The sequence below is a fragment of the Streptomyces coffeae genome (genome assembly GCF_016741875.1).
Classification (GTDB): Bacteria; Actinomycetota; Actinomycetes; order Streptomycetales; family Streptomycetaceae; genus Streptomyces; species Streptomyces coffeae.
Genome location: NZ_JAERRF010000037.1, coordinates 1 through 13,076 on the forward strand (window position 1 = coordinate 1; position 13,076 = coordinate 13,076).

Consider the following 13,076-nt stretch of genomic DNA (forward strand, 5'->3'; position numbering starts at 1 on the left):
ACCACCAGCGTGGAGGCCAGATGTCCGCCGACCGCGAGGGTGCGCGCGTGGACCTCGACGGCCTCCGGGCCGACTGGTTGAAGCAACTCCTTGGCGGAAGTGAGGGTGCCGGCCGCCATGCGGCGGGCCTTCAACCGTCGGATCACGCGTCGTCTCCTTCAGCTTCGGCACCAGGCGTGGAGGAGGATTCGGGATTGCACGCGGCGGTGATCAAAGCCGCCGTGTCGTCGGCGTCGAGCGGGGTGACGTGGATGTCGGCGGGGGCAAGGGCCCGGGCTGCTTCCTGGACGCGCTGGATGGCCCTGCCGCCGCGCGCGGTGCGTCGGGACTGGTGCCGCAGGGCTTCTTCACGTGCCACGAGGATCATTTGGCGGGTCAGCAGGTCTGCTCCTGCCGCGAGTTGGGCAAGGTAGTCGGCGTGGGCCCGGGCCGCGCGTTCCAGGGCGGGGTGCGGCAGGGCAGGCGCGTGGTGGTGGAGCCGGTCGGCCAGGGGCGCGAGGTCGGTGCGGTGGCAGCGGACCAGGACCTGGGTGGGGCCGGTCAGCGAGTTGAGCCAGCGGGCGAACGCAGCGACCAGGCTCTGCTGCTCGGCGCCGCTGCGCAGATCGAAGTTGACCGTCGAGCACGTCGCCAGCGCTGCCTGCCCCCACCCGCGCAGGCCCAGAACACCCTCGGGGCTGACTCCTTGGTATGGCATCCGCATCGCCGCCGGCATGGGCCCGGCCGCCTGAGTCAGGCGCGGGTTCACGATGTCGGGCAGCGCCGGTACACCTTCTGGGGCGTGTACACGCCGCTTAGGGGCACGGGCGTGGGCGCAGGCGGCGAACAGGAACCGGTCCAGGCCGACGCCCTCCCGGGAGCCCAGCGCGATCGCGGTGACGACCCCGGCCACGGGCACGGCCATCACCACATAGGCGAGCGGTGCCATGACCGGGCGCAGGATCCAGTACCCGCCGTACAGCACCAGGGCGCAGGCGGCCAGGGTCGCGGCCTGCCGCGCGGTGAGCGGGCCCAGGATGCGGTCGGGCCGGGCGATGTCGGCGGGGATGCGCGTGGCAGCTGTCCCTTCGTCGTGCACATCGGTCATGAACACTCACCCCTCCGGGGCTGTTCGAGCGGCAGCCTGAGCTGCGCTGGACGGGTGGGTCGCAGACGCACCCGCTCGGCGGGAACCGGCAATACCAGCTGGCGCGCACGCATCCTCGGGCCAACCGGCCCCACCGGCGGTCGCACCGAAGAAGGGGAAGACGGACTGGGGGGTGTGGCCTGCGAGCGCGGGATACGTTCGGATCGGATGGGCAGCCAGGTCTGGACGGGGCGTGGCGGGCGGCCGGGGACACGCTGCGCGGCCACAGGCAGCTTCAGCTGCTGCTTGCGGCGTGCCTGGGAGGGGTGCATCACCGTGCGCGGACCTTTCAGACTCGGGGTGCGTGATGCGGCGGAAGCCGCATCGGCTCGTGGACGGCCAGACGGTGGCCCCTGGGCCAGGCGCATTGCCGCCGGAGCGAGCGCCGATCCGTCGGCGCCTGAGGCCACGGGGGTGGAGAGGCTGCCGCGCGGCGCGGTTGAACCGGCGGTGGCCGCGCTGGTTCCTGGGACCCTCGCCGAGCCGCTGGCAGGATGTGGAGTCGGCCCACGGCCAGGCAGTGTCCGGAACCAGCCGGGCCCCGGTCCCGGACCCGGCCCTGGGGGCCGGATGCCTCCACGGCCGGGCAGCCCGCCTCCGCCGCCGGGGCGGCCACCCCCGCGCCCGCGGCGGAGCAGGGGCATGCCGGGCAGGTAGCGGTCCATGAGCCGGTACATGGCCAAATGGCGCAGGATCCGCACCGCCGTGGGGGCGTGTGGGTTGTGGACCGGGGTGGCGCGGAATACGACCTGCATCGTCCAACCGGGGATCTTGAACAGCACCCAGAACAGCGCAAAGCTGGCCAGCATCGTGCCCAGCTTGTCCGCGTACGGAATCCCCAGCGCGGTAGCCCCGGGGGCGAAGAACAGCTTGAGCGCGACGATGAACGTCATCGACTGCGCCACCTGGATCACCAGGCAGCCGGCCAACGCGCGCCACCACAGCCGAGCCATCGGCTCGGTAACCGGGTGGGCGTGGCATGCCAGGGCCAGCGGGCCGGAGACAGCGAGCAGAGCCATGACGGCAACCCGTACGAAGAAGCCGATCAGCACGGCCAGGATCAACGCGATCATGACGATCGAGACGATCAGCAGATCGATCTTCAGCCCCGGGGCGCCGAACAGGGAGAAGGGCAGGGCCCGCTCAACCAGTCCCTGACCGGCATCGGCCATGCCGATGCCCATGATCGCGTGGGAGAGCCCGTTGCCGAGGGCGATGGTCTTCCCCATCACGGTCAAAGACGTCGCGGAGGCGATCATCCCGACGAGAAGGCGTGGGGCGACCTGCTTGAGCGCGTACCGGGTCTGGACCGTCTCATACCCCATCACCGTGACCCCGCCCGCAGTCACGAACAGCACGTAGATACCGGCCGTGATGCCCATCGCCCCCGTCCACAGGCGTTTGAGGTCGGCATGCTTGGTGACATCGGGCGTGGCGAGGAGGGTGTCGGCGAGCAGCTCCCGCAGCGGTTTCATGATCTGCTCGACGATCAGCCCCAGGAACGAAGTGATCGCGTTCACGATCATCCCCGGGATGTCGATCAGGTCGTCCAGACCCCAGCCGACCGGGGAGCAGTCACCGCCGGTGACCTCACAGGCCGGAGGCGTCGGTCCGGGAGTCGGCTCCCGAGCCGGCGTGCGCGAGTGCCCCTCGGACGGACGGCCGGGCGCCGGGCTCGCCCCGGGTGTGGCCCCCGGCCGGGGAGATGGCGCCACCGGTTCCGGCGGGCTTGCTCCAGGACCAGGCTCAGGCCGCGGCCTCGGATCGGCCGGCGCGGCGGGCGCCTGAAGGGCCGGTGTGGGAAGGGGCATCGCCTGCGCGGACTGGGCGACGAGCGGACCAGCACCCATGAAGAGGACAGCGGGGGCCAGGAGAAGAGTCTCCACGAGTCGGCGGGTGCCGGTCATTGCCCGCTGCCGCCGTCGAGGCCCACGATGTGCCGCAACACGAGCACAATGACCGGGGCGAGGATCGCCAGCCCGTAGCCGATGGCAGCGCCTTTCAGCGCACGCTTGGCCCCCTCGATCTCCCCCGGGTCGCCGCCGGCCGCCAGATAGCGCACACCCCCGAAGGTGAGGAACAGCGTGGCGAGTCCGGCGAGCAGACCCACGACATAGTCCCGCAGGTTCGAGATGACCTCCGGAATCGTGGCCACCGCCCACACCACGGGCGGATCCGCCAGCAGCACAGCGGCGGCCACAACGGCGACGAACACCAGCCGGACCCCACGGCGCAGGGGCCGACGCTTGGCACGGTGTGGCCGACGGAAGCGGCAGAGCATGGCAGGGCACCTCCATCAGGCACGAGAGCAGCCAGACAGACAACAAGCGGACACAGAACGCTGGTTGGGGGTGAGCCGGACCTCTTTGCCCGGGGCTGCCTCCTTCGTAAGCAACCGGACGGGTCTCGGGGTGTCAGCACGAGACGGCGTGCCCACCCCCACCCAGCACAGGGCCCGAAGCATGAGAACGCCGCAATACGGGCCCCTTGCCCAGGCCGGGCGGCTTCTCCCGACCCGGGAGAAGCCGCCCCCTTTCACCCCTGATAGAGAATCCGGGCCCGGGATTTTGACAGCCCAGGACCGAAAGTCCCCCGTCACCCCCCTCTTACTGGGGGCGATGCTGACGCAGGTGACGGGCCAGGCGCTGCTCTGCGGCGCCCCGGTGGCGGTAGAGCTGACGCATGCTCACACCACGCTCGCAAGCAAGCCGCTGCATCGGCTCACCGTGCAACCGAGTACGGGCAATCAGCTGCGCCTCAGCCAGGTCCACCACCCGCGCCCGTACCGCACGGAGGAGCACCTGGTGCTCGTCTCCCTCTGCGTCGACGGTGGCGTGCAGGCGGCCCAAGTGGGCCATCGGCTCGCCGCCCTCGCGCTCACTGCGGCGGCGGGCCGCATAGATGAGCCGGTGCACGGCGCGATCCGCCGCACCGAACAGCACCCGGTCCAGCCCCGGGTCCGCCGCATCCACCTCCGCGAGGGCAACCGCCACAGCCGAGAGGGCTTCCTGCTCGACCTCCTGACGCTCCAAGTGGGCAGGGCGGGAGAGACGGGCCAGCATCCGGCGCAGCACCGGAATGGTCATGGCCACAGCCACCACGGTCCACGGCTCGCCGAGCGTGTGCGCGCGGCGCACGACCTCGCTCCACGTACGGGCCCGCAACTCTGGCCGGGTGCTGGCATGAGCCAGCCGGATTCGGATCTGGTCCACGGGCCATGCCCCCTCCGCGAGGTCGTCGCAGACTAGATGCGCGGGCAAGGTGAGCGGCGCCTCAGCGCGAGCCAAGGCAAGGAACGACTCCTCCAGCACCTCCAACGGCGAGGTGGTGGCGGTGTGCTGGCGGCGGTGTGCAGGGCGGTGGTTCATCACGCGACTCCTGTGAGGGGGGTTCGGACAACTTCCGCCACCAGCCCTGTCACCCCGCCGCGCCACCACCGGCCCGTCGGCGCACCACTGCCGGACGACAAGCAGCCCCGTGGTCCGCCGTGTGCGATGGCTCGTGTCTGGCCCGCCCGCTGCTTGCAGGACAGGTGGCTGTTCAGGAGCAGAAGGAATCGAACGCAAAAAATCTTGAAGAAGTCCCCAGACCCTTCAACGCCCTCTGATGGAACGGGCCCGAGGTGGCTCCCTGATGGCTCGTGACCGGCTCGCACCCGCGCCGAACTGCGATTCAAGGCGAACCATTGATAGCTCGTCCGCTGCTGCTCTCAGCGGACGGCTGAGCACGCGACAGATCGAACGGTGCGTGGGAGATGGCAAAGATGCACGTCCGGAACCTCTATTGACCACGTCAGCACCAGACGGTCGGACCCCTACTCCGGGCCCCACCAGCCAATGCACGAGCCCCACCACCGCGGACCCAGCCGCTCCGGCACCTCTCGCCCACTGCCGACCACCATCTGGCTCCCCGACCCGGACGACCCCCACCACATCCCCGGCCCGCACGGCGTGCTACCCAGCTGGGCGATCGACAAGATCCGCACCGACTTCACCCGCCGCTCCGCGCCCCTGATCAAAATCTCCATCCGCGATACCGAACCCGGAATGGACGTCCGCACCCCGTGCGTCACCTATACCGGCGCAACTGGCAGTGACAGCGAAGCTAACCGGAAGCCGGTCTTGCTCGCCGAACTGCACCCCGACACCCTCCCCACCCCCAGGGATGAGCTGACCGCCGACGGCGGCGGAATGCCCGGGGCGATGGAGAACGGCTGGCCCGGCTTCTTCCACCGCGCCCATCGCCTCCTGTCCGGCGACGGCCTCCTGCTGCTCGCAACCAGGCAGCGCCGAGATGCCGGACGCCTGACCGACCCCCTCGGCTCCCTCATCGCATCAGCACGCACCGCAGGATTCCGCTACCTGCAACACATCGTGGTCGTCCACGGCCACCCCGCCGGCGACCGCATCGACCCCACCCCGCCTCAGGGCGCCCCACCAGGACTGATTCACTCCGACCTGCTCATCTTGCCCGCGATCACCAGCGCATAAGGAAAGAGGACGCCATGTCCCTCCGGGAATCGGTGTGGAACACAGCTCCCACCTCCGCACCCGCCCAGCGCACCGACCGCTACGTCCCCGGCTCGAACACGCACCCGGCCAAGATGCTCCCCGCGATCGCCGCCCACGCCATCCGCACCTACACCCAACCCGGCGACCTGGTCCTGGACCCGATGTGCGGCATCGGCACCACCCTGGTCGAGGCCATCCACCTCGGCCGCCACGCTCTTGGAGTCGAGTACGAATCCCGCTGGGCCCGGCTCGCGCACGCCAACGTCGCCCACACCACCCAACACACTCAACGCGGCAGCGGCCAGGTAGTGTGCGGCGACTCCCGCCAACTCACGCAACTGATCGACACCAACTACCGCGGAAAAATCGCGTTGGTGGTCACCTCACCCCCATACGGACGATCCGTCCACGGCCACGTCCGATCTACCCGCGAAACCGGAGACCACGGCGTGGTCAAAAAGCACTACCGCTACAGCCGCGACCCGCACAACCTCGCCCACGTCTCCACCGACCAGCTCCTGGATGCCTTCACCCAGATCCTCACCCAATGCCACACCATGCTGCGCCCCGGCGGCACCGCCGTCGTCACCACCCGGCCCTGGCGCACCCGCGGCGAACTCATCGACCTGCCCTCCGCCGTCCTCGCCGCCGGACAAGCCGCCGGACTCATTCCAGCCGAGCGCTGCGTCGCCCTCCTCGCCGGCATCCGCAACAACCGCCTCATCGCCCGCCCCTCCTTTTTCCAGATGAAGAACGTCCGCGACGCACGCCGCCAAGGCATCCCCCTCCACCTCGTACAGCACGAAGACGTGCTCGTCTTGACTCGTCCCCAGCACAGCAACGTCGCGCCCCGGCCGACAGCATGCACCGGCCGCACGCAGCGCCCCCTGCAGCGCACCACCACGCGCTGCAGCTACCGTCAGACCGACCGACGGAGCAATCGGTGAACCGGCGGCAGCCAGCCAATACCATGCCCTCCCCTGGACCACGGCAATGGTGACGGCCCGCAGATCGCAGTCCGTGTCCCGAGAGCGGGCAGCCTGGACCTCGGCGTCCACATCGCCTGGCACGCCGAGACGGAACGCCCTCAACCACCTGCTCACCGATGGCATTGCGCACCATCAGTGCCTGCCGCACCGAGATGGACTCACGTGCCGCGGGTAACTCGGCTCGCCGTCCCTGCACAGCCCGCGCAGCCCCCCGACCATCCGGGACACACGGCCTCGCCCTCCTCCAGCCGCTCGCCACGCGGAGACAAGGTGACCCGCATGTCCCTCCGTGTGTCACCCGGACGGAAAGAACCGCAGCTGATCACACCCGTCTTAAAGCCCGGACTGCTGCCGGTCAGGATCGCGACCCACGGCCAAAACCAACCCCGCCCGGTGACGGTCTCTTGAGTCGGACGCGCGCCCAGTCCTTCCGCACCCGTGGGGATTCTCCGAGGTCACAGTGAAGAAACCGCACAACACAGTCGAGCCCAATAAGCTCCGTCCCCCTTTGCTTACAGCCCGTGCAAGCAACCCAGCCCATGGCCCTCCACCCGAAACTGCCTACCCCTCTCCACCGGCTGCAGCTTCCTCAGCAGATGATCCGGAAGCTGGCCCGAACGCTCCCGACCCTCCCGATTCAGGAGCGCACAAGCCACAGCATCACCCGCATCAGCTGCTGAACACAGCAGAACAGGCTGCTGTTCTGCTGCAAGTACCAGCCTCCTGGCTACGAAAGAAAGCGGCCGCAGACCAGATCCCCTACACCAAGGTCGGGCGCCACCTCAGGTTCTCCACAGATGACCTGAACGCCATCATCCGCAGCGGCGCACGAGGCCACCGCCACCACACCTGACTGCAATCACCCGCCAGGGTCGTTCCGCTCTACCGCCCACCCGAGCGTCCATGGAGACCCGGCGACACCCAACAGGTCGCCCCTGTTCACCGCTCACCCCAAAGGAATCTGACCATGGCATGGGTCGAACGACGCGGCAACAAATGGCGCGTGCGGTACTGGAAGCCCGACGGAAGAGCCGGCAGCGTCCCCGGCAGCTTCGAAACCGAGGAAGCCGCCAGCACACACGCCGAGCAACTGACCACCGCCCCTCCAGCCACCGCCGAATACAAGCAACCAACCTCACGCGGTTCTCTGCCTGCGGTTACGCTCTCTACCACCCAAGAACCGGAACCCCATCACGCAGTGACCGTGGCCGAATGGGCGGAGATCTGGTGGCAGACCGTGGACGTCGGTGACAACACGGAAGCGACCTACCGCAGCCTGCTCACCCAGCACATCCTGCCCCGCTGGGGCACCACCCCCATCGGCCAGATCACTCCCGCCGACGTCCAGGTGTGGCTCAAGCGACTACGCACCACTTACGCCGCCAGCACCATTACCAGCCTCCGCAAACTCTTCGCCATGCTCATGGCCGACGCCGTGGACAACCGGCTCCTGGCAACCAGCCCTGTACGCCCCCGCAAACGCGGAAGGGGCTGCCTCGAACCTACCCGCGAACGCCTCTGGGCGGAGGAACATCAAGTCCTCACCATTGCCCACCGCATCCTCCGCCTGGCCTCCCGTAACCAGTGCCTGCTGGTGATCACCGCGGCCTACACCGGCATGCGCTGGGGCGAACTCGCCGGCCTGCACCGCGACAACCTCGACCTCACCCACGGCCGCATCCACATCACTGCCGATGCCGGAGCCCTGCATGAGGTCAACGGTCATCTCAGCCTCGGCCACCCCAAGACCCGCGCCAGCGTCCGCACCATCACTCTCCCACCCTTCCTCACCCAGCTATTGGCCACCGACCTCGCCGCGTCCACCCGCCCCTTCGTCTTCACCACCCTGCGCGGCAGACACCTACGCCGCTCAGGCTTCCAACGCCGCCTATGGGCCCCAGCCGTGGGCGGCGGCAGCTACCTCGGCGAAACATGGGCCCCTGTCCGGCAGGGGCTGACGTTCCACGGGCTGCGGCACTCACACAAGACCTGGCTGATCGAAGACGGCGTCCCCGAGGTCGCCCAGGCACGTCGCCTCGGCCACACCATGGAAGACAAGATCGACGATGTGTACTCCCACGTCGCCGCCAGCATCGACACCCGCCTCGTGGCAGGTCTCGAAACCCGCTGGCACCGCTCCATCGAGCGCTACCGCCACAACAGCAGCGGCCAAGGACCCCAGCCGATCGCCTCCTGAGAAACGCCGACCCCGGCGAGTGCCGCCCGGTCGGGAACGCGCAGCCGCCCGGGGTAGCGGCGGCGCCGCTCAGGAGCGGGCGGCAGCAGCGGAGCCACGCGCTCCCACAGGTCATCCGGAACAAGACCAGCACGCACCCGGACACCCTGCCCACGAAGATCACCGGGCATAGAACTTACGACTCAACTCATTCTGAAACGATCAGTAAGGGCGTGCAGATCATTAACCCGTCTCTTTGATCTTGGTTTGGGTGAGGTCTGGACTGAGGAAGGCCGCGATGTCGGCAGGCGTGCGGAAACGAGCGGTGGAAGCGTTGACGTGGTGACCGTGTGCTTCCAGGAGAGGCCGGACTTCCTGGCTCGCTCGGCTGATGGTCATGGCAGTGACTCCGAAGAGCTGGCCCAAGAGGTCCATGGTGGCCAGTTTGCGCAGGTGGAGGACGGTGGCCAGGATCCGGTCCGCCGGCGTGAGCTTGGCTTTGGCACCTGTGCCGGCGGCCACCAGGCGCTCGCGACCGCGACGGGCACGAAGAGTCTGCTCGCGCTGTAGCTCCATCTCGGGGACGAGTGTGTCGATCAGCTCGCTGAGTTGTTTGTCGGACGTGCCGGTGAGTTCGGGGTGCCGCAGGCAACGCGCCGTCAAAGGTGGCGGGTTGCGCACTGGCGGCTGGTCCGTCGTGTCACTGGCCTTGGTCTCTTCCAGTGGTGGTTGGGGGTGAAGGGTGTAGTTCCAGTCGCCGTGGAAGCGGTGACGGGTGATCGGCAGGGCAGCCAGTTCGGCGTCGGTGACCTGGATGCCCGTTGGGTAGCGGTGAGTGTCGAGTTCGGCATGCACGGCCAGGCCGGTTCTGGTGGTGGTCGCGGCGATGCTCTGGACGATGACTTCGTGGCTGGTCAGGGGCCTTCCGCGCCAGTTCATGGTGATGTGGGAGAACAGCCGGTGCTCGATCCGGTTCCACTTCGCTGTGCCGGGCGGAAAGTGGCAGACGGTGATCGCTAGCCCGGTCTCGGTGGCCAACTGTGCCAGCTCGGTCTTCCAGGTGCGGGTGCGATAGCCGTTGGACCCGCCGGCGTCGGCGGTGATCAACAGTCGGTCGGCTGCCGGATAGGCGTTGTGTCCGGCACCGTTCCACCAGCGGCGGATGGACTCGACGGCGAACGCGGCGGTGTCGTGGTCGGTGCCCACGTTGACCCAGCCGGTGTCCGCAGCGATGTCGTAGATGCCATAAGGCACCGCCTTGCCCAGCTCACGGTCGGGAAAGTCGTGGGTGTCCACCGCCACCGGCTGCCCCTTCGGCTCCCACTCCCGGCCGTGGTTCTTGAAGGGGCCGACCAGCTCCTTCTTCTTGGTATCCACGCTGATCACCGGTTGCCCGGCGTCCTGGTGATGGCGGGCCTGGTCGTTGAGATAGCTGAACTGGGCATCACGGTCGGGATGCTGCTTGCCCTCCAGGATCTTGGCGTTGCCCTGCAGGCTGAAGCCCTCCTCGCGCAGCAGGTCGCCCACCGTGTCCGGGCCGATCCGGTATCCCTGACGAGTCAGCTCGTCCGCGAGTTTGCGGGTGGACTTGCAGGTCCAGCGCAGCGGCGACATGGGATCCCCGCGCACATCAGGCTCGACGAGAGCCAAAAGTGCATCCCGCAGGGCCGGCTCGCGGTCGACCAGGCGCTTGCGGCCGCCACCAGCCCGGCGGACACGTCCCAACGGAGCCTCACCGGAATCAAGTTCTCGCACACCGAGCGACACAGTGCCCTCACGGACACCAGCGGCACGAGCAACCGCCCTGATCCCACCGCGACCGAGCGACCGGGCTTCCGCCCCTATCAGCAGGCGACGCTGCCGCTCGTCCAGATGCGGCAGGATCGCCGCGAACTTTGCCGCCAGTGTCACCCGTTGCTCGTCCGACCCGCCCATGCCAGACCAACGAACCACCGAGCGGAAAGCCACGGGTTAATGATCTGCACGCCCTAAGCGGCAGCCTCCCCCTCGAGAGCTGGCGACGACCGGCTGCCAACCCGCCCCTCCCGGGCGCGGGAATGGGCGGGCAGCAACGGCTCCACCTCACTGCCCGCCGGGCGCAGCGGCACCGGGTCGACCACGGCGGGCGAATCCCCGCCCATCGCGGCGGTCAGTGGTCCGTGCACGGGCTCGCCGTTACTAGCACCCGATTAGTGCTGCGGGGAACGACTGGTCTCTTCCGCGGCGTCTCTGCTTGGCAACTCGTGTGCAGTGCAGCAGGGAGGTCTCGGACGCCCCGAGGCCTCCCTGCTTCGACACCCGCTTAGGAGTTCGATCGCTGGTTGCCTCGGTGCTGCTGAGCACCAGGTCAGGGGCCGTAACTGGGTCCATGGGTGGTCTTCTGGGTGTCGCCGAGAACCTGAAAAGAAGGCTAGCCCTCCGCGTACGGAAGGTGAGCTGGCTTAGCTGGTGAAACGATCCCTGAACGTCCGTGGTTGTGCGTCGCTGTGCGGCACCGGTGTGTGCCAGTTGGTGTTACACGCCTCCGGCGGAAGACGCCTTCGGCGCCTGCGTCTCGCAGCGGTCAGCTTTGATGACGGGCTGCAACACCTCGGGGTGTTGCAGCCGTTTGTGACCGGGCAGGCCGGACACCGGCTACTTCCCCTGCCCGGGCCGTTGATACAGGTCAGAGCGGCAACCGGACAGTCGGACAGCCCGGACACTGAACAAGCCCTGCGCTCGTCTGGGCGGTTCCTCAACGTCGCGGCCCTGTCCGTATGTACGAGGAGAGGTCGCTCCAGCGCCTCTGTCCTGACTCCCTTCGCCCCGCGCTCTTCCCGAGGCTTGCAGCGACAGGAATGATCAGTCTGAACGATCCGACTAGTGTCCTGAGTCGTTAATTCGCTGCGTAAGTTGGTGATCGTTCGGCATGATGGCCGGATGGCGAGGACGGGACGGCCGAAGGCCGAGCTGGTGCTGACCGACGATGAGCGCGAGACGTTGAACCGCTGGGCCAGGCGTCGTACCTCCTCGCAGGCTCTGGCCCTGCGGTGCCGGATCGTGCTGGATTGCGCGACGGGGACGACGAACAAGGACGTCGCCGCCCGGCTTGGTATCGAAGCGCACACCGTCAGCCGGTGGCGGGCTCGGTTCGTCCGTGACCGGCTGGAAGGACTGACGGACGAGCCGCGTCCCGGTGCCCCCAGGAAGATCACCGACGAGCAGGTCGAAGAGGTGGTCGTCAAAACGCTGGAAGCCACCCCGAAAGACGCCACTCACTGGTCAACGCGCTCGATGGCCACTGAGGTGGGCCTGTCGCAGTCAGCCATTGCGCGGATCTGGCGGACCTTCGGCCTCAAGCCGCACCTGGTGGACACCTTCAAACTGTCGAAGGACCCGCAGTTCATCGAGAAGGTCCGCGACGTGGTCGGACTGTATCTCGCCCCGCCCGAGCACGCCCTGGTGCTATGCGTAGACGAGAAGACCCAGATCCAGGCGCTGGACCGGTCGGCGCCGGTGCTGCCGATGATGCCGGGCATGCCTGAGCGCCGCACCCACGACTACGTGCGTGGCGGGGTGACCACCCTGTTCGCCGCGCTGAACACCGCGACGGGAGAGGTGATCGGGCAGATCCACCGCCGCCACCGGGCCGTGGAGTTCAAGAAGTTCCTCGCCCGTATCGACAGGGAAGTTCCCGCTGGGCTGGAAGTCCACCTGATCTGCGACAACGCCTCGACGCACAAAACACCCGCCATCCAGCGGTGGCTGGCCGCCCGTCCCCGCTTCCACGTGCACTTCACCCCCACCAGCTCCTCCTGGCTCAACCAGGTCGAGCGATGGTTCGCCCTGCTGACGACCAAGCAGATACGGCGAGGCGTCCACAGATCCGTCCAGGCCCTGGAGAAGGACATCCGCACCTGGATCAAGACCTGGAACGAAGACCCCAAACCCTTCGTCTGGACCAAAACCGCAGACGAGATCCTCGAACGCCTAGCCGGATATCTGAACCGAATCAATGACTCAGGACACTAGAGCCATGGAGCAGAGCACATGACCGAGCGGACTTGCCACCTTGTCGCTGATCCGAGGAGTCGGGACACTAGGAAGGTCCGGGTTCGGGCCTCACGCTGGTTCGCCGCTGTCCAGCTCGACCGAGATAGTTACGTCGATGCCGAGTCCTCGCGGGGCGACGAACCAGATCTACCCGCGGACTACGTAGAGGCAGTCGACAAGGCGCGCGATGCGGCAATGGACTGCATTCGGTATGACGGCTATCGGGGCGCCTTCTACTTCGG

The 13,076-nt window shown here is 68.0% G+C and carries 10 protein-coding genes; 5 read left to right on the forward strand and 5 right to left on the reverse strand.

Going from position 1 to position 13,076, the window contains the following annotated elements:
* Positions 1-142: 142 nt before the first annotated feature.
* The 4 genes from JK363_RS36540 to JK363_RS36555 all read right to left on the reverse strand — a co-directional run bounded on the left by JK363_RS36540 (position 143) and on the right by JK363_RS36555 (position 4,494).
* The gene (locus JK363_RS36540; RefSeq protein WP_201882144.1) at positions 143-1,087 is read right to left on the reverse strand and encodes a PrgI family protein; all 945 of its coding nucleotides are present in this window, start codon (positions 1,085-1,087) and stop codon (positions 143-145) included.
* A complete protein-coding gene (locus JK363_RS36545; RefSeq protein ID WP_201882146.1) occupies positions 1,084-2,652 on the reverse strand; it encodes a TrbL/VirB6 family protein in 1,569 nt (522 codons plus the stop codon). Before JK363_RS36545 ends, JK363_RS36540 begins: the two co-directional genes overlap by 4 nt.
* Before the next feature lie 377 nt (positions 2,653-3,029).
* Positions 3,030-3,407, reverse strand: a complete 378-nt coding sequence (locus tag JK363_RS36550; protein ID WP_201882148.1) for a pilin — start codon at positions 3,405-3,407, stop codon at positions 3,030-3,032.
* Between the two features lie 325 nt (positions 3,408-3,732).
* Positions 3,733-4,494, reverse strand: coding sequence for a hypothetical protein (locus JK363_RS36555; protein WP_201882150.1), 762 nt, complete (start codon positions 4,492-4,494; stop codon positions 3,733-3,735).
* A 468-nt stretch (positions 4,495-4,962) separates the two neighbouring features.
* On the opposite strand from JK363_RS36555, the gene JK363_RS43260 reads away from it, so the two are divergent.
* The 4 genes from JK363_RS43260 to JK363_RS36570 all read left to right on the forward strand — a co-directional run bounded on the left by JK363_RS43260 (position 4,963) and on the right by JK363_RS36570 (position 8,823).
* On the forward strand, positions 4,963-5,616 hold the full coding sequence (locus tag JK363_RS43260) for a hypothetical protein (protein WP_236076413.1): 654 nt from the start codon (positions 4,963-4,965) through the stop codon (positions 5,614-5,616).
* Between the two features lie 14 nt (positions 5,617-5,630).
* Positions 5,631-6,584, forward strand: a complete 954-nt coding sequence (locus tag JK363_RS36560) for a TRM11 family SAM-dependent methyltransferase (RefSeq protein ID WP_236076414.1) — start codon at positions 5,631-5,633, stop codon at positions 6,582-6,584.
* Between the two features lie 502 nt (positions 6,585-7,086).
* Positions 7,087-7,479, forward strand: a complete 393-nt coding sequence (locus JK363_RS44870) for a helix-turn-helix domain-containing protein (RefSeq protein ID WP_201882153.1) — start codon at positions 7,087-7,089, stop codon at positions 7,477-7,479.
* 114 nt (positions 7,480-7,593) lie between these two features.
* A complete protein-coding gene (locus JK363_RS36570) occupies positions 7,594-8,823 on the forward strand; it encodes a tyrosine-type recombinase/integrase (RefSeq protein ID WP_201882154.1) in 1,230 nt (409 codons plus the stop codon).
* Positions 8,824-9,045: 222 nt separating this feature from the next.
* Here JK363_RS36570 and JK363_RS36580 read toward each other — a convergent pair whose 3' ends face one another.
* On the reverse strand, positions 9,046-10,737 hold the full coding sequence (locus JK363_RS36580) for an ISAzo13 family transposase (protein WP_215911623.1): 1,692 nt from the start codon (positions 10,735-10,737) through the stop codon (positions 9,046-9,048).
* Positions 10,738-11,721: 984 nt separating this feature from the next.
* Between JK363_RS36580 and JK363_RS36585 the strand changes: the two genes are divergently transcribed.
* A complete protein-coding gene (locus tag JK363_RS36585) occupies positions 11,722-12,813 on the forward strand; it encodes an IS630 family transposase (RefSeq protein ID WP_201882156.1) in 1,092 nt (363 codons plus the stop codon).
* Positions 12,814-13,076 lie beyond the last annotated feature (263 nt).